The 22,508-nt window shown below is 71.4% G+C and carries 26 protein-coding genes; 18 read left to right on the top strand and 8 right to left on the bottom strand.

Annotated features, from left to right (window positions below; all coding sequences use genetic code 11):
• Positions 1-225: 225 nt before the first annotated feature.
• Positions 226-843, bottom strand: a complete 618-nt coding sequence (locus ABZ193_RS24540; protein WP_354711624.1) for a TetR/AcrR family transcriptional regulator — start codon at positions 841-843, stop codon at positions 226-228.
• A 157-nt stretch (positions 844-1,000) separates the two neighbouring features.
• On the opposite strand from ABZ193_RS24540, the gene ABZ193_RS24535 reads away from it, so the two are divergent.
• From ABZ193_RS24535 to ABZ193_RS24525, 3 genes are read left to right on the top strand one after another with little or no spacing between them, the layout of a single operon-like run.
• Positions 1,001-2,533, top strand: a complete 1,533-nt coding sequence (locus ABZ193_RS24535; protein ID WP_354711622.1) for a long-chain fatty acid--CoA ligase — start codon at positions 1,001-1,003, stop codon at positions 2,531-2,533.
• A 38-nt stretch (positions 2,534-2,571) separates the two neighbouring features.
• A complete protein-coding gene (locus ABZ193_RS24530) occupies positions 2,572-3,564 on the top strand; it encodes an LLM class flavin-dependent oxidoreductase (RefSeq protein ID WP_020416123.1) in 993 nt (330 codons plus the stop codon).
• A gap of 52 nt (positions 3,565-3,616) precedes the next feature.
• Positions 3,617-4,372 (top strand): glucose 1-dehydrogenase, encoded by a 756-nt coding sequence (locus ABZ193_RS24525; RefSeq protein WP_020416122.1) that lies wholly within the window; start codon positions 3,617-3,619, stop codon positions 4,370-4,372.
• Positions 4,373-4,413: 41 nt separating this feature from the next.
• Here the strand turns inward: ABZ193_RS24525 and ABZ193_RS24520 are convergent, their stop codons facing one another.
• The 4 genes from ABZ193_RS24520 to ABZ193_RS24505 form a co-directional block, all read right to left on the bottom strand.
• Complete coding sequence (locus tag ABZ193_RS24520) at positions 4,414-5,046, bottom strand: SMI1/KNR4 family protein (RefSeq protein WP_354711620.1); 633 nt, start codon at positions 5,044-5,046, stop codon at positions 4,414-4,416.
• Position 5,047: 1 nt separating this feature from the next.
• Positions 5,048-6,550 (bottom strand): NucA/NucB deoxyribonuclease domain-containing protein, encoded by a 1,503-nt coding sequence (locus tag ABZ193_RS24515; RefSeq protein ID WP_354711618.1) that lies wholly within the window; start codon positions 6,548-6,550, stop codon positions 5,048-5,050.
• A 303-nt stretch (positions 6,551-6,853) separates the two neighbouring features.
• Positions 6,854-7,456 (bottom strand): GNAT family N-acetyltransferase, encoded by a 603-nt coding sequence (locus ABZ193_RS24510; protein WP_020416119.1) that lies wholly within the window; start codon positions 7,454-7,456, stop codon positions 6,854-6,856.
• Positions 7,453-8,115, bottom strand: coding sequence for a DUF5994 family protein (locus ABZ193_RS24505; protein ID WP_235716035.1), 663 nt, complete (start codon positions 8,113-8,115; stop codon positions 7,453-7,455). Before ABZ193_RS24505 ends, ABZ193_RS24510 begins: the two co-directional genes overlap by 4 nt.
• A gap of 79 nt (positions 8,116-8,194) precedes the next feature.
• Between ABZ193_RS24505 and ABZ193_RS24500 the strand changes: the two genes are divergently transcribed.
• The 8 genes from ABZ193_RS24500 (at position 8,195) to ABZ193_RS24465 (ending at position 12,759) form a co-directional block, all read left to right on the top strand.
• Positions 8,195-8,653, top strand: a complete 459-nt coding sequence (locus ABZ193_RS24500; RefSeq protein WP_020416117.1) for an Asp23/Gls24 family envelope stress response protein — start codon at positions 8,195-8,197, stop codon at positions 8,651-8,653.
• Positions 8,650-8,973: a hypothetical protein gene (locus ABZ193_RS24495; protein ID WP_020416116.1), complete on the top strand. Its 324-nt coding sequence runs from the start codon at positions 8,650-8,652 to the stop codon at positions 8,971-8,973. The genes ABZ193_RS24500 and ABZ193_RS24495 overlap by 4 nt, the downstream gene beginning before the upstream one ends.
• Positions 8,970-9,146: a hypothetical protein gene (locus ABZ193_RS24490; RefSeq protein WP_020416115.1), complete on the top strand. Its 177-nt coding sequence runs from the start codon at positions 8,970-8,972 to the stop codon at positions 9,144-9,146. Before ABZ193_RS24495 ends, ABZ193_RS24490 begins: the two co-directional genes overlap by 4 nt.
• 50 nt (positions 9,147-9,196) lie before the next feature.
• Complete coding sequence (locus ABZ193_RS24485) at positions 9,197-9,550, top strand: Asp23/Gls24 family envelope stress response protein (protein ID WP_039791145.1); 354 nt, start codon at positions 9,197-9,199, stop codon at positions 9,548-9,550.
• Positions 9,547-10,083, top strand: coding sequence for a DUF6286 domain-containing protein (locus ABZ193_RS24480; RefSeq protein ID WP_027935556.1), 537 nt, complete (start codon positions 9,547-9,549; stop codon positions 10,081-10,083). The genes ABZ193_RS24485 and ABZ193_RS24480 overlap by 4 nt, the downstream gene beginning before the upstream one ends.
• Positions 10,080-10,652 (top strand): alkaline shock response membrane anchor protein AmaP, encoded by a 573-nt coding sequence (locus ABZ193_RS24475; protein WP_020416112.1) that lies wholly within the window; start codon positions 10,080-10,082, stop codon positions 10,650-10,652. The genes ABZ193_RS24480 and ABZ193_RS24475 overlap by 4 nt, the downstream gene beginning before the upstream one ends.
• A gap of 114 nt (positions 10,653-10,766) precedes the next feature.
• Positions 10,767-12,218: a radical SAM protein gene (locus tag ABZ193_RS24470; protein ID WP_202961385.1), complete on the top strand. Its 1,452-nt coding sequence runs from the start codon at positions 10,767-10,769 to the stop codon at positions 12,216-12,218.
• A gap of 292 nt (positions 12,219-12,510) precedes the next feature.
• Complete coding sequence (locus tag ABZ193_RS24465; protein WP_354711613.1) at positions 12,511-12,759, top strand: lipopolysaccharide assembly protein LapA domain-containing protein; 249 nt, start codon at positions 12,511-12,513, stop codon at positions 12,757-12,759.
• Between the two features lie 100 nt (positions 12,760-12,859).
• On the opposite strand, the gene ABZ193_RS24460 is transcribed toward ABZ193_RS24465, so the two are convergent.
• From ABZ193_RS24460 to ABZ193_RS24450, 3 genes are all read right to left on the bottom strand, one after another.
• Positions 12,860-13,633, bottom strand: coding sequence for an IclR family transcriptional regulator (locus ABZ193_RS24460; RefSeq protein WP_354711611.1), 774 nt, complete (start codon positions 13,631-13,633; stop codon positions 12,860-12,862).
• The gene (locus tag ABZ193_RS24455; protein ID WP_237337998.1) at positions 13,630-14,925 is read right to left on the bottom strand and encodes an MFS transporter; all 1,296 of its coding nucleotides are present in this window, start codon (positions 14,923-14,925) and stop codon (positions 13,630-13,632) included. The genes ABZ193_RS24460 and ABZ193_RS24455 overlap by 4 nt, the downstream gene beginning before the upstream one ends.
• Positions 14,926-15,256: 331 nt before the next feature.
• On the bottom strand, positions 15,257-15,766 hold the full coding sequence (locus ABZ193_RS24450; RefSeq protein ID WP_237337997.1) for a MarR family transcriptional regulator: 510 nt from the start codon (positions 15,764-15,766) through the stop codon (positions 15,257-15,259).
• 64 nt (positions 15,767-15,830) lie between these two features.
• On the opposite strand from ABZ193_RS24450, the gene ABZ193_RS24445 reads away from it, so the two are divergent.
• The 7 genes from ABZ193_RS24445 (at position 15,831) to ABZ193_RS24415 (ending at position 22,503) form a co-directional block, all read left to right on the top strand.
• Complete coding sequence (locus ABZ193_RS24445) at positions 15,831-16,340, top strand: cupin domain-containing protein (RefSeq protein WP_354711608.1); 510 nt, start codon at positions 15,831-15,833, stop codon at positions 16,338-16,340.
• A 12-nt stretch (positions 16,341-16,352) separates the two neighbouring features.
• Positions 16,353-16,907, top strand: coding sequence for a dihydrofolate reductase family protein (locus ABZ193_RS24440; RefSeq protein WP_237337995.1), 555 nt, complete (start codon positions 16,353-16,355; stop codon positions 16,905-16,907).
• Between the two features lie 26 nt (positions 16,908-16,933).
• Positions 16,934-17,278, top strand: coding sequence for a DUF1801 domain-containing protein (locus ABZ193_RS24435; RefSeq protein ID WP_354711606.1), 345 nt, complete (start codon positions 16,934-16,936; stop codon positions 17,276-17,278).
• Between the two features lie 131 nt (positions 17,279-17,409).
• A complete protein-coding gene (locus ABZ193_RS24430; RefSeq protein WP_354711604.1) occupies positions 17,410-18,867 on the top strand; it encodes an aldehyde dehydrogenase family protein in 1,458 nt (485 codons plus the stop codon).
• The gene (locus ABZ193_RS24425; protein ID WP_354711602.1) at positions 18,854-19,840 is read left to right on the top strand and encodes an LLM class F420-dependent oxidoreductase; all 987 of its coding nucleotides are present in this window, start codon (positions 18,854-18,856) and stop codon (positions 19,838-19,840) included. Before ABZ193_RS24430 ends, ABZ193_RS24425 begins: the two co-directional genes overlap by 14 nt.
• Positions 19,841-20,094: 254 nt before the next feature.
• Positions 20,095-21,384, top strand: coding sequence for an AMP-binding protein (locus ABZ193_RS24420; RefSeq protein ID WP_354711600.1), 1,290 nt, complete (start codon positions 20,095-20,097; stop codon positions 21,382-21,384).
• An 18-nt stretch (positions 21,385-21,402) separates the two neighbouring features.
• Positions 21,403-22,503 carry an alcohol dehydrogenase catalytic domain-containing protein gene (locus ABZ193_RS24415; protein ID WP_354711598.1) on the top strand — a complete coding sequence of 367 codons (1,101 nt, stop codon included), beginning with the start codon at positions 21,403-21,405 and terminating at the stop codon, positions 22,501-22,503.
• Positions 22,504-22,508: the final 5 nt, after the last annotated feature.

Genomic DNA, 22,508 nt, shown 5'->3' with positions numbered 1-22,508 from the left:
CGCAGACCACCGGCCCTTGGGCCGTCACGAGCTGGTGCTCCGCGGACTCGATCCGAACGCCCCGAAGCACGGTCGAGGCCTGTGCGCTCGATGCCACTCGATCGAAACCGCGCAGCACCAGCCCGGCGGGTGGCACGCTGCCGGGTAACCAAATGGGCATCTCATTGGTCGCCAACCAACCATAGGGGTGGGGGTGACCCCTCCATCAGCCCCCTGTCGGACGGCTCAGGCGAACAGGCGTGGCAGCAGGTCGCGGGCTCCCGCGCGGAGGTCGTCCAGCGCGGTCTCCGAACCGGCCAGGTGCCGCAGCAGCGCCTGCTGGAACAGCCCGTCGAACAGGGCGTAGGCCTGCGAGGGGGAGCAGGCCGGCTCCATCCCGCCCAGGTCGGCGTACGCGCACACGACCCGCCAGATCATGTTCTGCAGGCTGCCGTCGATCTCCGCGACGTCGTCCCGGAACGCCTCCTCGAACATCGATTGCGTGCGCAGGTCGTACCAGAGCCGGTGCATCAGCGGCGCCTCGGCGAGCGTCGCGGCCAGCCCGTCCCCGCAGGCGGCGGCCAGGCCGTCGAGGGTGGACGCCTCGGCCAGCAGGTTCTCGTAGCGCTGCACGCACGACGTCTTGTAGCGCCGCACGCAGTAGGTGATCAGCTCGATCTTGTCCGCGAAGTAGTAGTGCAGCAGCCCGTGCGAGAACTCGGTGTTGTCGGCGATCGTGCGCAGGCTCGTCCGCGCGTACCCGAAGTCCGCCAGGGTCGCCAGCGCCGCGTCCGCCAGTTCTCGCCGACGGTCCTCGAACTTGTCGACGCGGGGTCGCCGCCGCGCGGCTGCTGAGCTGCTCACGCCACGACGATACCCATCGAGCGTTTTCTTAACCAACCGTCCAAAGAAATCTTGACAACCGTCCAAAGATGAGAAACAGTCCTGGCAGGTCGCCGACGTGGTGGCCGTCACTCCCGATCCGGCCCTTCCCCGCGCCCCGCGACCGACGGAGACAACGGTGTCCCTGACCTTCTACCTGGACAAAGGCGCTTCCCTCGACCCGCACGCGCCCTGCCTGACGCTCGACGGGAAGTCCCTGACCTACGGCGAGGTCGCCGGCCTGTCGCACGCCGTCGCCAGGGCACTGCGCCGCTCGGGCGTCGCGCCGGGGGACAAGGTCGGCATCCTCTCGGCCAACGATCCGACCGCCTTCGGCTGCGTGTTCGGCATCGCCCGGGCCGGCGCGGTGTGGTGCCCGATCAACCCGCGCAACGCGGCGGCGGAGAACGCGGAGCTGCTCGACCTGTTCGACTGCTCGGCGCTGATCTACCAGCCGGCCTTCGACGACCTGGTCGCCGCGATCGCGCCCAGCCTGCCGAAGCTGACCACGCTCGTCCGGCTGGGCGACGGCGACGACCTCGCCGCGGGCTTCGACACCTGGCTCGACGCCGCTCGCGACGACCCGTCAGCCGAAGCGGCGCCGCCCGGGGACGTCGTGGCGCTGGTCGGCACCGGCGGCACCACCGGCCGCCCCAAAGGTGTGATGCTCACCGACCGCAACCTGGAGGCGATGTCGGCGATCACGCTGATGAGCTACCCGTTCGACGGCCGCCCGGTGTACCTGGCACTGGCGCCGCTGACCCACGCGGCCGGCGTCCTGTGCTTCCCGGTGCTCGCCCTCGGCGGCGAAGTCGTGATCATGGCCAAACCCGACGTCGGCCGGTTCCTCGACCTCATCGAGCGCCACCGCGTCACCCACACCTTCCTGCCGCCCACGCTGATCTACATGGTCCTCGGCCACCCGGCGCTCGACGGGACGGACCTGTCGTCGCTGCAGTGCTTCTGGTACGGCGCCGCGCCGATGTCCGCGGCCCGGCTCGCCGAAGCCCTCGACCGCATCGGGCCGATGGCGCAGCTGTTCGGCCAGTCCGAGGCCCCGATGATGATCTCGACGATGTCGCCCGCCGAGCACCGCAACCCCGACGGCACCATCAACACGGCCCGGCTGTCGTCGGCGGGCAAGCCGTCGCCGCTGGTCACCGTCGCGATCCTCGACCAGCACGGCGCGCCCGTGCCACGCGGCGAGCGGGGCGAGATCTGCGTCCGCGGGTCACTGGTGATGGCCGGCTACTACCGCAACCCGGACGCGACCGCGGAGGTCTCCGCCCACGGCTGGCACCACACCGGCGACATCGGCTACCTCGACGCGGACGGCTACCTGCACATCGTCGACCGCGCGAAGGACATGGTCATCACCGGCGGCTTCAACGTCTACTCCGCCGAGGTCGAGCAGGCGCTGATGGCCCACGACGCCGTGCGCGACTGCGCCGTGGTCGGCCTGCCCGACGAGAAGTGGGGCGAACGGGTCACCGCGGTGGTCCAGCTCCAGCCCGGCGCCGAGATCGACCTCGACGAGCTGACCGCGTTCGTCAAAGCCCGCATCGGCGGTGTCAAGGCGCCCAAGCAGATCGAGATCTGGCCCGATCTGCCCCGCTCGACCGTCGGCAAGGTCCTCAAGACCGAGATCCGTTCCCGGCTCAGCAGCCGCTGAGGCGCCACCCGTTCACGCCGCTGCAAGGAGGCCGCATCGTGAAGCTCGCCCTGTACCTGCCCAACTTCCGCGAAAAGGTGACCGTTCAGGAACTCGAGGACCTCACCGCCCTCGCCGAGGACCTCGACTTCGACTCCGTCTGGACGCTGGACCGGATCGTGGTGCCCGAGTCGTCGGACCGGCAGGAGATGCAGTACGCCTTCGGCATGATCGAGGGCTTTCCCAAGGGGCTGCCGGTGTCCTCGCGGGGGCAGTGGTTCCAGGGCATGCCGCTGATCCCGTGGCTCGCCGCGAAAACGTCCAAGGTCCGCATCGGCATGAGCGTCATCGACACGCCCTACCGCGCGCCGGGTGTGCTCGCCGCCGAGCTGGGCACCATCGACCACCTGTCGGGCGGCAGGCTCAACGTCGCGCTCGGCGCGGGCTGGATGCCCGAGGAGTTCGCCGCCTCCAGTGCCTCGCACATCTTCCCCAAGCGCAACAAGCACGTGCGCGAAACGATCGAGGTGATCCAGGGCATCTGGAACAACGAGGTCTTCGAGTACCACGGCGAGTTCGCCGACTTCGAACCGTGCGGGTTCGGGGCGAAGCCGCTGCAGCAGCCGCACCCGCCGATCTACTTCAGCGGACTGAAGGACCCCAAGCGCGCGGCGAGCCGGGTCGCCAAGTACGGCCTCGACGGCTGGATCGGCATCCAGGACTCGCCCGAGGACATCCAGCGGTGGCGCGGCGAGATTCAGCGCGAACTGGACGAGCTCGACACCGCCCGCTCGATCGACGACCTCGAGATCAGCAGCATGATCTGGTTCGTCATCACCGACCAGGACATGGACCAGACCCCGATGGGCAAGGGCACCAACCTCCTGGCAGGCTCCGCCGCGCAGATCACCGACATGCTCAAGCGCTACCGGGAAGCCGGCCTGACGATGCCGATGCTGTGGCCGCCGTTCGCGGACGTGCCGGTCGCCAAGACGCTGGACGACCTCAAGCGCCTCAAGGAGGAGATCATGCCGAAGGTCGAGGCCATGTAGCGACCGCGAACGTCCGAGAAACCCATCCCACAACGAAGTGAGAGGAACACACATGTCCGAACTGGACGGTAAGCGGGTCTTCGTCACCGGATCCGGTGCCGGGATCGGCAAGGCGATCGCGAAGCTGTTCACCGATCGCGGCGCGCGCGTCGTGGTCAGCGACATCGACGCCGACGCGGCCAAGCGGGCCGCCGACGAGATCGGCGCGGCGGGCGTCGCGAACTGCGACGTCACCGACGAAGCCCAGGTCCAGGCCGCGGTCCAGCAGGCGGTCGACCTCCTCGGCGGTCTCGACGTCCTGGTGAACAACGCCGGGATCGAGATCTCCTCGCCGCTGCTGCAGCAGTCGACGGAGAGCTTCGACAAGATCTACGCGGTCAACGTGCGCGGGCCGTTCGTCGCGATGAAGGCGGCGACCCCGCACCTGGTGGCGTCGAAGGGGAACGTCGTCAACATCGCCTCCATCGCCGGCATCGGCGGCAGCCCGCTGCTCGGCTCCTACTGCGCCACGAAAGCGGCGCTGATCCAGCTCACCCGGGTCGCGGCGGTGGAGATGCGGCCGACGGGCGTGCGGGTCAACGCGGTCTGCCCGGGCTTCGCCGACACCGCGATGGTGGAACGGCTGGTGCCGGACTTCGAGGCGGCGACGCAGATCCCCTTCGGCGACCTCGTGGCGATGAAGCAGGGCAGGCTCGGCACGCCCGAGGACATCGCCGAGGTGGCCGCGTTCCTCGCCTCCGACCGGGCGACGTGGATCACCGGCAGCCACTACGTCCTCGACGGCGGGCTCACCGCTTCGCTCGTCTGAGGCGAACCGGCCGGCGGGCCCTCGGGGGGTTCGCCGGCCGGCTATTCGAAGCTCAGCCGGACCGGGGTGCCGTCGGGCACGTCGTGGAGCCGGCGGGCGATCGGTCCCCGGATGCGCATGCAGGTGACCGCGTCCTTGACGACCAGGTTGTCGTCGTCGTACCCGCCGCCGAGGACGAAGAACCTCAGCGGGATCAGCCGTTCGTCGTAGCCGAGGGGGCCGTGGACGCGCTGCCAGCGGGTGGCGAAGGCGCGCGCGGCGTGCGCGTCGGCGTCGGCGGCGAGCCACTCGGTCCAGCCGAGCAGGGTGTCGCTGACGAACTCGCGCTGCCCGGTTTCCGGGTCGAAGGTGACGACCCGGGTGTTGTCCTCGATCGCGAACTGCACCCCGAACAGGTCCTGGCCGAAGCACAGCAGGCCGTCGGCGAGGCCGGCGTAGGTGTCCTTCCAGGTGCCCGGTGCGTTCCAGCGGAGCAGCTCGGGGCCGAGACCCTCCGGGCCGACGCGGAAGACCTGGACACCGGCGTTGGCGAGTGTGCACCCGTTGACCTGGCTGAGCAGGTCGGCGAGTTCGCCAACCGGTCCGTGGGCGGCGCCGAGGTCGGCGCGTACCGGGGCGCCGAGGGGGTGGCGGCCTGCCCGGAGCAGGCCGGCGAAGGCGGGATCGGTGCGCATGTCAGTCGGTCTCCCTGATCACGAAGGTGTCGCCGGGGTCCAGGTTCCTCGTCTGGCCGCCCATGGTCGAGCCGGCGGACCGGTTGTCGCCGCCCGGGATGAGTTTGACGCTCGGGTCCCAGTCCTCGTGCCGCCTGCCGCCCTCGACGCTCATCGCGGGCGGGAACTCGTCCCGGTCGTAGCCGGGGAGCCCGACGTCGCGGCCGTAGGGGATACCGCGCATCGCCTCGTTCCGGCGCGCCTCCTTTTCGGCGGCGTTCTTGTCGACCGTGAGCACTTCCGGGGTGGGGCGGCCCATCTCGTAGGTGTTGCCGGACCAGATCTGGCCTCGCTGGGATTCCCGGATGTGCTGCAGGCTTTCCTTGTGCCGGTCCCGGTCCAGGTACACCTCGACCGGCGGGTTCTTGCCGTCCAGTGCGGAGGCGGTGTGGTGCAGCTCGTTGCGCACTTGCGAGCTCGCGTTCAGCACGGCGTCGCCCGCGTGGTTGCCCAGGAAGTCCACCGCTTCCGGGGTGAGCGCCTTGCCGGCTGCTTCCAGTTGGTCGTTGCCGGTCAGGTCGGCGAGCCACTCGGTGGCGGCGTCGACCGCGCGGGCCGCGGTCTCGACACCGTCTTCGGCGACATCGTCCAGCGTCCGCCCGGCCAGGCTGACGGCGTTGCCGATCGCGCGATACGTTTCTGCCTCCGGCACCTCGCCCTTGTTGCCGGTCGGACCTGACCCGCCGGGCGTCTTCGGTGTCTTGCCCGGATTCGCGGCGCCGGTGACCGTGAGTTCGTCGCCCATCGCCGTGATGTTCGCCGCCGCCGCGGCGTACCGGTCCCGGTTCTGCTCGGCGGTCGTGGCGACGAGGTTGCGGGTGACGAGTTCGCTTTCCTCCGGCGACAGCAGGGTTTTGCCGAGCTGGTCGTCGAGGTCGGCGCGGGCGGTGTTGGCCGCCGTGTCCCGCCGGGCGCCGGCGATCTCGTCGCCGCTGGCCGCGGCGAAGCGGGCGAGAGACTGCGCTTCCTCGCCAGCGGCCTGCGCGTCCGCGGCCGATGCCTCGGCCCGTTCGCGCGCCGCCCCGGCCGGCTCGTCACGCCAGGCCTGTTCGGTCTGGCGGGCGAACCGGTGCGCTTCGTCCCGCGCCGCCTGCGTGTCCTTGCCTGCGCGGTCCCACGCCTCGCCGGCCTCGTAGACCCCGTCCGGCGGGGCCGGGGTCGGCGCTTGTGACTCGACTTCGCGGGTGAAGTCGCTCTGCGCTGACTCTGTGTTCGTGTCGCGCTGGGTGCCTTCCCGATCCGCGGGCTGCCGGTTGTCCTCGCGGGACTCGTTCGAGGTGTCGCTGGTGGCCGGCGCTTCCGGTTGCGCCTGACCGGAAGGCTGTTCCCCGCCGGACTTCCCTTCGGCGGGTTTCTCACCGCCCGGCGTGTCTTGTGTGGACGGCGCCGGCTCCGACGACGGTTGCGGGGCGGCGCCGCCGGAGCTCGCCGGGGGAGTGCTGGTGCTCCCTGGTGCTTCGGCCATCCCCGACCCCCCTCGCTGCCGCCTGTTCGTGGCAAGCAGTCTCGGCGGGAATCGTGATTCCGGGGTGGTCGCTGACCTGTTCCGGCCACTCCGACACGCCCGGCCCTGCCGCCCCTCAGTTCGGCCGGGTGAGGTAAGCGCCTTGAGAGCGCACCGTGATCACGAACCCACGTCACGGAGGCTCTGGCCCTGGGGCGGCGCGCTGAACCGGCCGGACCGAGGCGCAACGGTCCTTGGCCGGTGAGCGCCCCCGTCCTGTCCTGTCGTACCGCGGCGCGCGCGACCGTCGGCGCGCTGTGCTCGTCAGGCAGGTGGTAGTTGCGCGTGGGGGGCGGCCTGGTCGAGGTCGGCGGAACGGAGGCGGAAGACTTGCAGGGTCAGCCCGAAGTACTTGCCGGTTTCGCCGACCCAGTGCATGCCGTTGCGGCGGACGGTGGCGGCGGCCCGGGTGTTGCCAGGGCGGACCACGGCGAACAGTTCGTCGACGTCGTGGCGGAAGGCCCAGCCGGCCAGTGCGTGGGTGGCTTCGGTGGCGTACCCGTGCCCCCACGCGTCGGGGTGGAGCTGCCAGCCGATCTCGAGGTCCTCGTTGCCGGGAGGCAGAGGCAGCAGGATCGCCCCGCCGATGATCTGGTTGTCGCTGCGACGCTGGATGGCCCAGCGCCCGGCCGGCAGGGCCGCCCGGGTGCTCTCGGCGATCCACTGCTGCAGCAGCAGGCGCATGGCCGCCAGATCGGGCACCTGGTCCATCGCCGGGCTGAGCCAGCGCGCAACCGCTGGGCTGCCGAACACGGCCACTGCCGCGGGTGCGTCCGAGACGTGCCAGCCCCGCAGGATCAGCCGCGGGGTGATGAGCGGCGGCCGGAGTTCGACCTGAGGAGGCTGGAGCTTGTCGCGGGTGGTCATCGGACCCGGCCGCCGTCGACTTCCCACCGTTCGGTGGCGCCATCGGAGAATTCCCCGCCGGCGGCACGACGTGGAGCGAGAAGCGTGTCGGGGCTGTCGGCGTTGTCTCGCCGCGCGGCCCGCATGAGAGTCTCGTGTGCGGTTGCCTCAGGCGCGTCGGGCGGCAGGATGAGCAGGGTCAGGCGCTGCCGGCCCTGACCGGCCACCGTGACGGTGCAGGGAGGTTGCGAACGGAACCCCTCCATCCGGACGGCACTGCCCTCGATCAGGAGACGACGGGGAACGGACGTCCACGTGGTCAGGTTGTAGGTGACGCGCTCAATGGTTCCCGGCCGGATCGCGAGGACCGCCAGTAGCGCCGGCAGTTCGGCGGCGAGGTCGCGGGACCGTGGCCACCAGGCGCCGTCGACGTAGCCGGCGACGGACCCCTTCGGCTTCAGGCGCAGACGCAGCGTGTGGTGCGACGGCTCGGCGGCCGCCGGGGGTGGGACGAGTGTGGTCGAGCTCGACATGACGCCGATGCTCCCGTCTCCGATCGTGACACGACCGGGAATTCCGCCGAGGACGACGCGGGCTTGGCCACCCGTGTACGAGATGCTCTCGGCAATTTCTATTTTACACCGATTCGGAATACCGCAGGCGAACACGTTTGCGCCCACCGCCACAGGCTATGCATCCGCAGAAGCCGAGCTCGCCGGGCGGGCCGGAATTCGCCGGTGACTTGAAGGAGCTCCTGAGATGACAACTCCAGCTACTCAGAACGCGTCCCCGAGCGGAGGCCAGGCCGGCGCGAGCCAGCTGGTCACCGAGCAAGGGACGACCACCATCGCCGACACGGTCGTGCAGAAGATCGCGGGGCTGGCGGCGAGTGAGATTTCGGGTGTGTACGCCCTCGGGGGTGGCGCCGCGCGGGCTTTCGGCGCCCTCCGCGAGCGAATTCCCGGAGCTTCGGCCAGTGCCGCGCAAGGCGTTTCGGTCGAGGTCGGGGAGCGGCAGACGGCCGTGGATCTCGAGCTGGTGGTGGAGTACGGCGTCTCGATCGTCGATCTCGCCCGCGCGGCCCGGCGCAACGTGATCGTCGCGATCGAGCGCATGACCGGGCTCGAGGTCGTCGAGGTCAACATCGCCGTGAACGATGTGCATCTCCCCGATGAGGAGACCGAGACCGAGGGCGGACAGTCCACCAGGTTGCAATGACCTCCGAGCTCGACGCCGACCTGATCGCTGCGGCGGTCCGGGCGGTGCCGGCCGTGGCCGACCTGGACAGTGGACGCTTCGGTGACATCGCGACCTACCTGCCCGGACGCCGGGTAACGGGGGTGCGAGTCCGTCCGGAGGAGATCACCATCGGCGTGGTCATCCGGTATCCGGCCATCGTCGGCGAGGTCGCCGCCGCTGTTCGTGCGGCGGTCGGAAAGGTCGACCGCCCGGTGCGGGTGGCGGTCATGGACATCGTGCTGCCGGTGACCGCACCGGCAGCGTTCGGCCGATTGGCAGTGAAGGAAGAACTCTCATGAACTTCACGGTTCTCGGGCTGTTGTCCGGCATCGTGCTGGGCCTCGCGGGCGCGTTCGGCGGTCTCAGCGCGTTCCTCATCGTGCTCGTCCTCGGCGCGCTGGGCCTGCTGGTCGGCCGGGTCGCCGACGGCAAGCTCGATCTGTCCCAGCTCACCGGCCGCGGCCGTCGTTGACCATGTCGGCGCTGGATTCGCGGGGGGCGACCGACCGCGACGAGCAGGAGATGAGCGAACGTGGCCGCACCGTCATCGCCGATCGCGTGGTCGAGCGGTTGGCCGCGTACGCGGTGACCGAGGTCGAAAGCGTCGGCGGTTCGGCTCGCCAGGTGCTCGGGGTGACCGTCGGCGCCGAGGACCAGGACCGTGCCGCCGGCGTGCAGGCCCGGGTGGACGGCGCTACCGCCGAACTGGACGTCCGTCTGTCGATCGCCTACCCGAAGCCGGTCGCGGCGACCTGCGAGCGGGTCCGGGCCCATCTGGTGCGGCGGGTCGGCGAGCTGACCGGGCTGGCCGTGTCGCGGGTCGACATCACCGTGACCGCCCTGCACGGACCGTCCGCCACAGGGAGGATCCGGTGATCCGCCGTCCCCGCCGCAGCCTGCCGGCAAGTCTGAGCGCCGTGGCACTTCTCGCGGCATCGGCGCTGGTCGCGACGTCGGCGATTCAGATGCTCGCCGGGCGGCAGCCGCTCATCAGCTACGACGCGGTAGCGGAAACGTTGCACACGACGCGGTGGGACAGCTGGGGGGCCCTGCTCGCCGGCGCGGTGGCCGCGGCCCTCGGGCTGGTGTTGCTGTTGGCGGCGGTCCTGCCGGGCTCGGCGACCGTCATTCCGCTCGACGACGACGGCAACGGGCTCGACGCCGGCGCCTCGCGCCGGGGGTTGCGCACCACACTGAGTGCGGCGGCCGCCGGGGTCGACGGCGTGAGCCGGGCCAGGCTCGCCGTTCGCCGCCGCCGCGTGACGGCGAACGTGCGCACCGACCGCGCGAGCGCCGAGGGCCTTGCCGACGCGGTGTACACGGCGCTCGAACGACGGATCGCGGAGATCTCACTGGCGGCGCCGCCGGCACTGCGGGTGCGGGTACGCAGCACGCGGAGCCAGAAATGAGCGCCCACAACCCGCCGGGGCGGCTCAACCGTGGCGTGCTCGCACTGCTCGGGCTGGTCTTGTTCGCGGCCGGCGGACTCACCCTGGCCACCCATTTCGGATGGCCGGGCTTGTTCGACCCGGCGAGTACGCTGGTCCCCGGCACGGGGCGGCCCCCTACCTGGGCGCTCTACCTCGTCGCCGCGGTCGCCGTCATCCTCGGGCTCCTGTGCCTCCGGTGGCTCGCGGCGCAACTGGTCCGCAAGCCACGCCGCGACATCTGGCGCCTGGAAAGCGACCCGGACCGGGGCCGCACCGAACTGGCCACGACCACCGCGGTCGAGCCCTTCGCCGACGAGATCGAAACGTACCCCGGGGTGCGGGCCGCCGACGCCTCCCTCACCGGGGCGCAGCACAACGCCACCCTCACGGTGGTGATCCACACCGAACAACAGGCGTCCCTCACCGCCATCCGGCACCGGGTGCGCACCGAGGCGCTGCCCAGGCTGCGTCAGGCGCTGGACCTGCAGGCCCTGCCCACCGCGGTCGAATTCCGCTTCACCGGCAAACCGACGTCGACGGTCCAGTGATCAGCCAGGGGAGCGGGCGATGTGCGCGAGGAGAACCGAGTGATGAGAGTGGGAATCCTGGACATCCTGGCTCCGCCGGCTCGGGGGCCGGCGGAGGTGGGCTATCGGCTGTTGATGACCAAGCAGTTCGCCGGCATCACCCCGCAGGCGATCTCGGTGTGGTGCCGTCGGCAGGGGCACGAGACGTTCTACGCCACCTACTACGGTCTGGGCGACCCGCACCGGCTGCTGCCCAGGGACCTGGACGTGGTGTTCATCGCCTGCTACACGCAGGTCAGCCACCTCGCCTACGCGCTGGCCAAGCTGTATCGGCGGGCCGGTGTGCGCACGGTGATCGGCGGCCCGCACGCCAAGGCGTTCCCGGTCGACTGCCTGCGCTTCTTCGACCTGGTCGTCGGTGAATGCGACGCCGAACTGATCTCCGGCATCCTCGCCGGCCAGTACGATCCGGGCAGTGTGATCTCGGCGGCCCGCCCGTTCGACGACGTGCCGACCGTGGCCGAGCGGATGCCGGAGATCCGTGCGTCGGCGTTCTTCTGGGGCCGCAAACCGTTGCTGCTGTCCGCCGTGCCCATGCTGGCCAGCATGGGCTGTCCCTATCACTGCGATTTCTGCATCGACTGGAACACCCGCTACCGGCTGCTGCCGCCCGAGCGGATGGCCGAAGACCTGCGGTATCTGGCCCGGCACCTGCCTGGCACCCTGATCGTGTTCCACGACCCGAACTTCGCGGTGACCTTCGACAGGGTCCTGGACGTGCTGCAGGCTCAGCCGCCGGGCGAGCGGCCGCCCTACATCATCGAGAGCTCGCTGACCGTGCTGCGCGGGAACCGGCCCAGGCGGCTCAAGGACACCAACTGCGTCATGGTCGCGCCGGGCGTGGAGTCCTGGACCGACTATTCGAACAAAGCCGGTGTGGGCCGCGAGGGTGGCGTGGCCAAGGTCGACCACGTGGCGGACCACTTCACCCGGCTCGCGGAGAACGTGCCCTACCTGCAGGCGAACTTCATGTTCGGGCTCGACACCGACCAGGGCGACGAACCGGTCGAGCTGACCGAACGATTCATGGACCGCACCCCGTTCGTCTGGCCCACGATCAACATCCCGATGCCTTTCGGCGGCACCCCGTTGCACGACCAGCTCACCGCCGATGGACGCATCCTCACCACGATGCCGTTCAGCTTCTACTACGCGCCGTACCTGGTCACCACCCTGCGTCACTACGATCCGATCACCTACTACACCAAGCTCACCGAGCTGTACGCCCACGCCGCATCGCCCGCCATGCTGCGCCGCCGACTGCGCTCGACGTCCCACCGCCTCATCCGCTACGTCCACCGTGCGCGTACCGCGGCCTTCCGCGGCGACATCGCCAGCTTCCGCCGGATCCTGGGCATGCTGCGCGACGATCCGCGGTTCCTGGCCTTCCACGAAGGACGCACCACGAGACTGCCGGACTACTACCGTCACTTGGGCGACCGCATGCTCGGCCGGTACGCCGAACTGCTGTCGCCCGCCGATCGGGTACCCGACCTCACGCAGACGCTCGTGCCCGGCAACGGGTGACACAGCCAGGCCGCCACTGGGCGCGTAGGATGAACACATCCGGCCACGACGACACCGCATTCTGTAGTGCCAGCCCGCACCGGGACTACAGATGAGGCACGTCATGTCGAACCTCTTGGACCGCGCTCGGCGCGCCCGCGCTCGCTACGGTACCGACGACACATCGGTTTCTCAGCCGGAGAAGCAGCACGACGCGGCACCACCCGCCCCGGTTGTCGCCGGCCCGGCGGCACCGCAGGCCGCCGCCGGTGAACCCGCACCGACGCCCGCGTCCCGGCCCCGGAAGACCCGCGTGGCGCGGACCAGGATCAGCGGCACCTGGGTCGCGGTGATCATCGCCGTGCTCGTCCTGGTCTTCCTGCTGATCTTCATCCTGCAGAACCCCACCCGGACCGAGCTGACGTTCCTCGGTGCTACCGGGACCCTGCCGGCCGGCGTGGCCATGCTTCTCGCCGCCGTCGGCGGAGCCCTGCTGATCGCCCTGATCGGCTCCGCGCGCATCCTCCAGCTCCGGCACACGGCACGCCGACGCCACCACTGACCGCAACCGCCGGGAAGGCGGGGCGTGAGTCAGCAGCCGTCGCGCCTCGGTGCAGCGCCCGCGGCCGCCGACCCGGTCAGGAATCGGATGCCGTTGTAGCTCACCCGGCCTGCCGCGCACCCGAGGGTTCCACCACCCGGGCGGGTGCGCCGGCCAGTCGCTGCGACAGCGACCTCGACGTGGCCGTCAGCAGGCGCGCCAGCTCCCTCGGCCGGGCGCCCGCCACCTGCACCACCACGCTGATCGCCGCGGCGACCCGGCCTGATGGGTCTCGCACGGGGGCGGCCACCACGAGGTCGTCCGGTGTGATCGTGCCCCGCGCGACCGCCACTCCGGACTGGCGGATGAACGCCAGCTGCCGCCGCAGCTCGGCGGGGTCCGTGATCGTGTAGCGGGTGAACCGCTCCAGCGGTGAGCGCAGCACCTCGGCCTGGAACGCCGGCTCCGCGTGCGCCAGCAGCACCAGCCCGGTGCCCGTCGCGTGCATCGGCCAGCGGTCGCCCACCCGGCTGTTCGTCGCGGCGGCCCTGGCGCGCAGCGTTTCCACGTACACGACCTCGCGGCCGTCCCGCACCGCCAGGTGCACGTTCCCGCGCGTCAGCGAGTGCAGATCGTCCAGGAACGGGAACGCCGCCTCCCGCAACTGCAGCCCGCGTGGCGCCAGCGCGGCCAGCTCCAGCAACCGCAACCCCACCGAGTACCGGCCCGCCGGGTCCCGCTCCAGGCCACCCCACGACACCAGCTCGCCCGCCAGCCGGTGCGCCGTCGGCAACGTCAGCCCGGCCCGGCGCGCGATGTCGCTCAGCGACAGCGACCGGTGCCGCGGCCCGAACGCCGACAGCACGGCCAGCACCCGGCCCGCCGCGGTGGTCATCGCACGCTCCCGACGGCCTCGGGCGCCGTCGCGCGCGACGGCGCGGGCAGCACCAGCACCGCCACCAGGCTCACCGCGCACAACAGTCCCAAGTAGACGGCGATCGGCGTCGACGAGTGGTAGGCGCCGTACAGCCCCGTCGCGGCCAGCGGCGTCACCGCGCCACCCACCAGGCCGCCCATCTGGTAGGCGATCGAGGCCCCGCTGAACCGCATCCGCACCGGGAAGATCTCGGTGAACAACGCGCCCTGCGCCCCGGCCATGATCGCCTGCACGATCCCGGCGACCATGAACGCCAGCAGCGCCGCGCCGACACTTCCGGTGTCCACGAGCAGGAACAGCGGCCACGCCCACACCACCGCGAAAGCGGCGCCGACCGCGTACACCGGCTTGCTGCCCCAGCGGTCCGCGCACCGCGCCGCCACGTAGATCCCCGCGATCCACAGCACCGTCGACGCCAGGATCAACGTGAGCAGCGTGCTGCGCCCGAACCCGGCGGCCTGCGTGCCGTAGCTGAGCATGTAGACCATCACCGTGTAGCCCACCGCGGGCGGCGCGATCGCGGCCAGGCTCGCCAGCAGCAGCGTGCCGGGACGTTCCCGCAGCAGCGTCGCCGCGGGCACCCGGCTGACCTGCCGCTTCTCGCGCACCCGCTGGAACTCCGGGCTCTCGGTCAGCGTGCGCCGCACCAGCATCCCGACCACCAGCAGCGCGACGCTCACCAGGAACGGGATCCGCCAGCCCCAGGTGGCGAACCCGTCGCCGGTGGTCTCCACGACCAGCAGGAACACCAGGTTCGAGGTCAGCACCCCGATCGGCACGCCGAACTGCGCGAAGCTGCCGTACACCGCGCGCTGCCGCGGCGTGGCGTGCTCGGTGGCGACCAGCACCGCGCCGCCCCACTCGCCGCCGACGCCGAACCCCTGCACCAGCCGCAGGAACACCAGCAGGATCGGCGCGGCCACCCCGATCGCGGCGTAGGTCGGCAGCAGGCCGATCAGGAACGTGGCCAGCCCGGCGAGCATCAGCGTCAGCACGAGCATCGACTTGCGGCCGATGCGGTCGCCGAAGTGCCCGATCACCGCGCCGCCGAGCGGGCGGGCGATGAAGCCGACCGCGAACGTGCCGAACGCCGCGAGCGTGCCGGCCACCGGGGAGAACGACGGGAAGAACAGCGATCCGAACACCAGCGCCGACGCGCTGCCGAAGACGTAGTAGTCGTACCACTCGATCGACGTCCCGACGCAGCTGGCCAGCAGGATCGAGGCCCTGCTGGGTGTCGAACCGGCCATGCGGCAGCCACCCACCTTCGACTCTGGAGGAAACGGGTGCCTCCAGTAAAGGAGCGCGGCAGCCGCACGTCGTCGGCCCCTTGCCGTGCGCCGCCCGCGACGGATGTCGCATCGACCCGGCTCTAGGCGTCCAGAGCGGCGCAGCCGCGCGGCGGGCCGTCAGCGTGCGCCGCCGCAGACGTGCGTCCGATCCGACAGCGCGGGCGGCTCTTGGCCAGGACCGCGCCGCCGTGCCGAGGGCGCCGCCGGACGCGGCGCGACCGTGGTGTGGTGGTGGGCCGCCTCAGGTTCCGTGGCCTGCACCGGCCCGCAGGCACCGCCGGCACATGCTCTAACCGTCCAGAGCGCGCAGCAGGATCCGCAGCAGGTCGTCGAGCGCGCCGAGTTGCGTCCCGTCGAGCGCGGACAGCAGCCGGGTCACGTTGGCGGTGTGCGCTGTCATCGCCTCGTCCACCGTGGCGAAGCCCTTGTCGGTCAGCCGGACGCGGAAGCTGCGCCGGTCCGCGGGATCGAGCGTGCGCTCGACGAGCCCCGCCGCCTCCAGCCGGTCCAGCCGGCTGGTCATGCCGGCCCGGGTCAGCATCAGCGTCGCGGAGAGCTGGGACGGCGTGAGCGTGTACGGATCGCCCGACCGGCGCAGCGTCGCGAGGACGTCGAACTCGCCCCGCTGCAGCCCGAACGTCGTGAACACCTTCTCCTGCGCCGGCGCGAGGAGGAGCCCCACCCGCCCCAGCCGGCCCGCGACGGCGATCGCGTCGAGGTCCAGGTCCGGTCGTTCCCGCTGCCACGCCTCGATCACGGCGTCGACTGCGTCGGGTTGCTGTGCCTTCGTGTCACTCACGCCTCCAGTCTATTCGACGAAAGATAGTTTGACGGCTTACTATCAGCTGTGTGACTATACGGACATGAGCACACCACCACTCGCCACCGGAGAGGTCCCGCCCCTCCTGGTGCCGCGCAACGAGGCGGAGGTCCTGGGAACGGGGCCGGACACGGTCGCCCTGCTCGCCGACGTGTCGTCGACCGGTGGCTTCCTGAGCGCCACCCGCACGACGCTGGGGGAGGGCCAGGACGGCGCCCCGCCGCACTACCACCGCACCTCCGCGGAGACGTTCTTCGTCCTCGGCGGGGTCCTGCAGGTGCTGGTCGGCGACGAGATCGTCACGGCGCGCGAAGGCGACCTGTTGTTCGTGCCGCCGGGCACCGTCCACGCCTTCGGCGCGGCGCCGGGGTCCGGCGCGGACCTGCTGATCGTGTTCACCCCCGGCGTGGAGCGGTTCGGGTACTTCCGGCTCCTCGATCAGATCCGCACCGGCGCCGCCGGACCGGAAACCGTCCTCGGCGCGCAAGAGCGCTACGACAACCACTTCGTCGACAGCACCACCTGGCGGAACGCCCGCCAGCCCGGCCGATAAGGAGACAAACCCATGCGCAAGATCATCACCTCCACCTACGCCACCCTCGACGGCTTCATCGACAACCCGCACGAGTGGTCGCTGCAGTACTCGAACGAGGAAGCGCAGGCCTACGCGTTCGCGATGACCACGGCCGCCGACGCGCTGCTGCTCGGACGCGTCACCTACGAAGGCATGGCGCAGGCGTGGCCCCAGATGGGCGGCAACCCTTACGCCGACCACGTCAACAGCATCACCAAGTACGTGGTGGCGTCCCAGCCGGTCGACACGTCCGCCTGGAACCCCACCGTCGTCATCCCCGGGGCCGATCTCGTCGCCCGGGTCGCGGAGCTGAAGGAGCAGGACGGCGCCGACATTCTGATCTGGGGCACCGGCCGCCTGACCGATACCCTCGCGGCGGCAGGCCTGCTCGACGAGTACCGGATCTGGGTGTGCCCGGTCGTCAAGGGCAAAGGCGAGCCGCTGTTCCGCGAGGAGAGCGCCATGACCCTCGACCTGCTCGACACGACGGTGTTCGGCACCGGCGCCGTCGTCCACACCTACCGGCCGGCCACGGCAAAGTCCTGACAACGACCACCACGGAGGAGAACGTCGTGCACAACGAAGTCACCGACTACATCGCCAAGACGCTGCCCTGGCAGGCGGAGGTCTGCACCAAGCTGCGCTCGATGGTCCACGCCACCATCCCGGACGCCGAAGAGGCGCTGCAGTACGGCAAACCGCACTTCCTGAAGAACGGCAAGCACGCCGCGGTGATCCACGTGGCCCGCGACAAGGTGTCGTTCATGGTGTTCGAGGCGGGGGACATCGAGCCCGTCAAGGGAGTCCTGAGAGCCCTGGGCAACGGCGACCGCAAGGCCGCCGACATCGCCGAGGGGCAGGACGTCGACTACGACCTGCTCGCCGATGTCCTCGCCAAGACCAGCAGCAAGCTCTGACCCTCCGCCGGGTGCTCCCGTCCGCGTCGGCGGGAGCACCCGGCGAACCCTTTCCGCGTCGCGAAAGACGCCTCGCTCCGCTCGCCGCGGGCCCGGCAGAGTCGGGTTCACCAACAGCGAGGAGAGCGGTTATGACGACTGTTCTGCCGGGCCCAGGGGCCCTGGTCACGGAGAACACCCACCTCGTCGGCGGCGACTGGGTCCCCGCGGCCGGCGGGGACAGCATCGACGTGCTCGACCCGGCCACCGGCGAAGTCCTCGCCCGGGTTCCCCGCGGCGGCGCCGCCGACGTCGACGCCGCGGTCACCGCCGCGCAGGCCGCCTTCCCGGCCTGGCGCGACACCCCCGCCACCGAGCGCGCCAAGCTGATCCTGCGGTGGGTGCAGCTGATCGAGCAGCACGAAACCGAGATCGACCAGCTCGAATCGCGCGAGGTCGGCCGCCCGCACTGGGGACCGCCGCCGCTGGCGCGGATCCTCACCTTCATCGCCGGGCAGGCCGACAAGGTGCAGGGCGTGTCGCTGCCCGCCGGCCCCGGCGTGCTCGGGCTGACCCTGCGCGAGCCCTACGGCGTGGTCGGCAGCATCATCCCGTGGAACGCGCCCGGCCCGATGTTCGTCAACGACGTCGGCGCCGCCATCGCCGCGGGCAACACGATCGTCGTCAAACCCGCCGAGGACGCGCCGCTCACCCCGCTCGCACTGGCCCGGCTCGCGCTCGACGCCGGCATCCCGCCCGGCGTCGTCAACGTCGTCACCGGCTACGGCGGCGAAGCGGGCGCGGCACTGCCGCTGCACCCGGGCATCCGGCGGATGAGCTTCACCGGCTCCCCGGAAACCGGCTCGCTCGTGATGGCCGCCTGCGCGCGCAACCTCGTGCCGCTGCACCTGGAACTGGGCGGCAAGTCCCCGCAGGTGATCTTCGCCGACGCCGACCTGGACGCCGCGATCCCCGCGATCGCCATGGGCATCACGCTCAACACCGGGCAGATCTGCGCCGCCGGGTCCCGCGTCGTCGTCGAGCGGTCCGTGCACGCCGAAGTGGTGCGGCGGCTGGCCGAGCACCTGGCGAAAGTGCGGGTCGGGCCGTGGCACGAGCCGGTCCAGATGGGCCCGCTCATCAACGCCAAGCAACGCGCCCGTGTGCTGGACTACGTGCGCCTCGGCCGCGAGGAGGGCGCCGAACTGGTCCTCGGCGGCGGCGTGCCGGACGGGTTCGACCGCGGGTTCTTCGTCCAGCCGACGCTGTTCGACCACGTCGCCCCGGACATGCGCATCGCGCAGGAGGAGATCTTCGGCCCGGTGCTGTCGGTCATCCCGGTGGAGTCCGAAGAGGACGCTCTGGAAGTGGCCAACGGCACCGAATACGGCCTCGTCGCCTCGGTGTGGACGCGGGACCTCGGCCGCGCGGTGCGGATGTCGAAGGGACTGCAGGCCGGGCAGGTCGCGGTCAACGCCGCGCTCGGCGCCGGGGTCACCGGCGCGCCGTTCGGCGGCTACAAGCGCAGCGGCTTCGGCCGCACCATGGGCGCCGACGCCGTGCTCGACTACACCCAGGTGAAGGCGGTGTCGCTGCGTGGCACGCTCTGACCTGCGGCTGCGGGTGCTCATGGAGCCCCGCCACGGTGCCCGCTACGACGACATCCTCGCCCTGGCCCGCGCCACCGAGGACGCCGGCTTCGACGCGTTCTTCCGCTCCGACCACCTGCTCGGCGTCGACCCCGCCGACACCACCTACCGGCCCACCGACTGCTGGACCACCCTCGGCGGCCTCGCGCGCGACACCAGCCGGGTGCGGCTCGGCGCGCTGGTCGGGGCCGCCACCTTCCGCCAGCCCGGCATCCTCGCCACCATCGTCGCCAGCCTCGACGAGATGAGCGGCGGCCGCGCCGAACTCGGACTGGGCACCGGCTGGTACGAACGCGAGCACGCCGCGTTCGGCATCCCGTTCCCCGGCACCGGCGAGCGGTTCGACCGGCTGGAGGAACAGCTGGCGATCATCACCGGCCTGTGGCGCACGAGCCCGTTTTCCTTCGACGGCAAGCACTACCGCATCGACGACAACCGGACCCCGCCCCGCACCGTCCAGGACCCGCACCCGCCGATCATCGTCGGCGGCAGCGGCCCGAGGCGCACACCGGCGATCGCGGCGCGCTATGCCAGTGAGTTCAACGGCGCCCTCGGCGGCGACCTGCGCGAACGCTACGCGACCTTCCACCGGGCCTGCGAGGCGATCGGCCGCGACCCCGCCGAACCGCGGCTGTCCGCGGTGCTGCCCGTCGCCTGCGGCGCCACCCCCGCCGAAGCCGCCCGCCGCGGCGAGATCATCGGCTCCGACTTCATCCGCGAGCACGCCGCCGTCGGCACCCCCGCCCAGGTCGTCGACCGGATCGGCGAACTGGCCGACGCCGGCGCGGACACCGTGTACCTGCACATCTACGACATCCACGACCTCGAGCACATCGCCCTGCTCGGCGCCGAGGTCCTTCCCCACGTCGCGCCCGCGCTCACGGCGATGCCAGTAGGACGCGGCCTGCGTGGCGGTGCGGGTCGCGGAACCTGAGACGGCCCCTCGCTGTGGGATCGCCTCCTCATGAATTCCCACCCGCCGGCCCGGCCACCACCCCTGATGGACGCGCTCCGCGCGACAGCGCCATCACCACGTCGGCGCTGTCCTCGCGAGGAACCGCCCGCCCGCCAGCCCACCACCACCCTCAACGGACGCGCTCCGCGCGGCTGGGCCGCTCAGAACCCGCGGCGGTGCCGGCTGACGGCCCACCGCAAGCGGCTCCGCCGCTTCACAAGAAAGGTCCTCCTGTGGTCACACCCGATTTCGTCGCGCCCGCGGACCGCGAGGCCGTCACCGCCGCGCTGCGCGAACAGCTGCGGGAGCTGCCCGCGCGGTCGCCGTTCTACGCGGACCTCTGGACCGGGCACGGCGTCGAGCCCGCCGCCGTCGACACGCTCGCCGACCTGCCGAAACTGCCCTTCACCACCAAGGCCATGCTGCGCGAGTCGCAGGCCGCCGCGCCGCCGCTGGGCCGCCACGCCGGCACCGGCTTGGCCGACGTGATCCGCGTGCACGCCTCCACCGGCACCACCGGCAAACCCAGCTGGGTCGGCGTCACCCGCCGCGACGCCCAGTCCTGGACCGAAATGGTCGCCCGCGCCTTCCTCACCATGGGCGCCCGCCCCGACGACGTCGTCCTGCACGGCGCCGGGCTCACCCTGTTCGTCGGCGGCCTGCCCATCCGCGACGCGCTCGAATCCATCGGCTCCACCGTCATCCCCATCGGCACCGGCGCGTCGGAAAAAGCGTTGCTGGCACTGGAAACCCTCGGCGTCACCGCACTGCACTCGACCCCGTCCTACGCCCGCTACCTCGCCGAGTACCTGCGCTCGCACGGCCGCGACCCGCGCGAGTTCGGGGTGCGGAAGGTGTTCGTCGGCGGCGAGCCCGGCGGGGGAGAGCCCGCGTTCCGCGCGCACGTGGAAGCCGAATGGGGCGCGACCGTCACCGAAGGCCTGGGCAACGCCGACATGGCGCCGGTCCTGTTCGGCGAGGAACCCGGCACCGGCGGGATGCGGTTCACCGGCGGGCGGCACGTCGTCGTCGAGCTGATCGAACCGGACACTGGCCAGCCCGTCGTCCCCGAGCCCGGCGCGACCGGCGAGCTGGTCTACACCTCCGTCGACCGCGAATGCTGCCCGCTGGTCCGGTTCCGCACCCGCGACCGGGTCGTCGTCACCGGCCTCGCCGCCGACGGCGCCCCGCTGATCCGCTGCGTCGGGCGCACCGACGACATGCTGATCGTGCTCGGCGTCAATGTGTTCCCCTCCGCCGTGCGCGACCTCGTGCAGACCCTGCACCCGCGCACCACCGGCGCGGTGCAGATCGTGCTGCCCGGACCGGGCCCGCGCGTCGAACCGCCGCTGTGCGTCGAGGCCGAATGGGGCGAGCACCCCGGCGACCGCGACCAGCTGCGCGGCGAACTGGAGCACCTGATCCGCTCCCGGCTGTCGGTGCGGGCCGCGGTCACCCTCGTCCCGCCCGGATCGCTGGAGCGCTCCGAGATGAAGTCCCGCCTGACCCGGCTCGCCGGCTGACCAGAAAGGCGCCTCGCCATGGGAGAAACCGTCCGCGCCGCCGTGCAGACCGGCCCGCGCGCCATCGAGCTGCGGGAGTTCCCGCGCCCGGAGATCGGACCGGACACCGGACTGCTGCGCGTGGAGGCCAACGGCATCTGCGGCAGCGACGTCGAGGCCTACAAGGGACACCTGCGCATGGGTTCCGGCGGCCCGGTGATCCCCGGCCACGAACCGCTCGGCATCGTCGAGGAGATCGGCGACGAAGCCGCGAAGCGGTGGGGCGTGCAGCCGGGAGACCGGGTCGCGCTGGAGGTCATCATCCCGTGCCGGTCCTGCCACCACTGCCTGACCGGCCGCTACCAGTTCTGCCCCAACCGCACCCGCGGCCACGGCGTCACCGGCATCGACGTCGCGCCGTCGCTGTGGGGCGGGCTCGCCGAGCACCTCTACCTCTCGCCCGGCGCGGTGCTGCACAAAATCGACAAGTCGGTGCCGGCCGAGGTCGCGGCCATGTTCAACCCGCTGGGCGCCGGGGTGCGGTGGGCCTGCGGGCTCGGCCAGGTCGGTCTCGGCGACACCGTGCTGGTGCTCGGCGCCGGGCAGCGCGGCCTGTCCTGCGTGATCGCCGCGCGGCACGCCGGGGCCGGCACGATCATCGTCACCGGGCTGGAGTCCGACCGGCACAAGCTCGACCTCGCCCTCGACCTGGGCGCCGACCACGCCATCGTGGTGGACGGCGACGACGCCGTGGACACCGTCGAGTTCGTCGGCGACGTCACCGGCGGCGCGATGGCCGACGTCGTCCTGGAACTGACCCCGATGGCCGCGGCGCCCGTGACCGACGCGTTCAAAGCCGCGCGGCAGGGCGGGCGGGTCGTGCTGGCCGGGCTCAAGGGCGGCCGCGAGATCCCGGTGCCCACCGATCTGATCATCAACCGCGCGCTCACCGTCGTCGGCGCGTTCGGGGTGGACGCGACCGCCAACAAGCAGGCCATCGCGATCATCGAATCCGGCCGCTACCCGCTGGCGAAGCTGCACACCCACACCTTCGGCCTCGAACAGGCGGCACTGGCCATGGAGACCCTCGCCGGCGAGGTGCCCGGCGAGTCCGCCGTCCACGTCTCCGTCCACCCGTGAGGAGC

The sequence above is a fragment of the Amycolatopsis sp. NPDC006125 genome (assembly GCF_040614195.1).
Classification (GTDB): domain Bacteria; phylum Actinomycetota; class Actinomycetes; order Mycobacteriales; family Pseudonocardiaceae; genus Amycolatopsis_E; species Amycolatopsis_E tucumanensis.
Note: the sequence above shows the minus strand (reverse complement) of the source record. Positions and strands in the feature narration are given on the sequence as shown.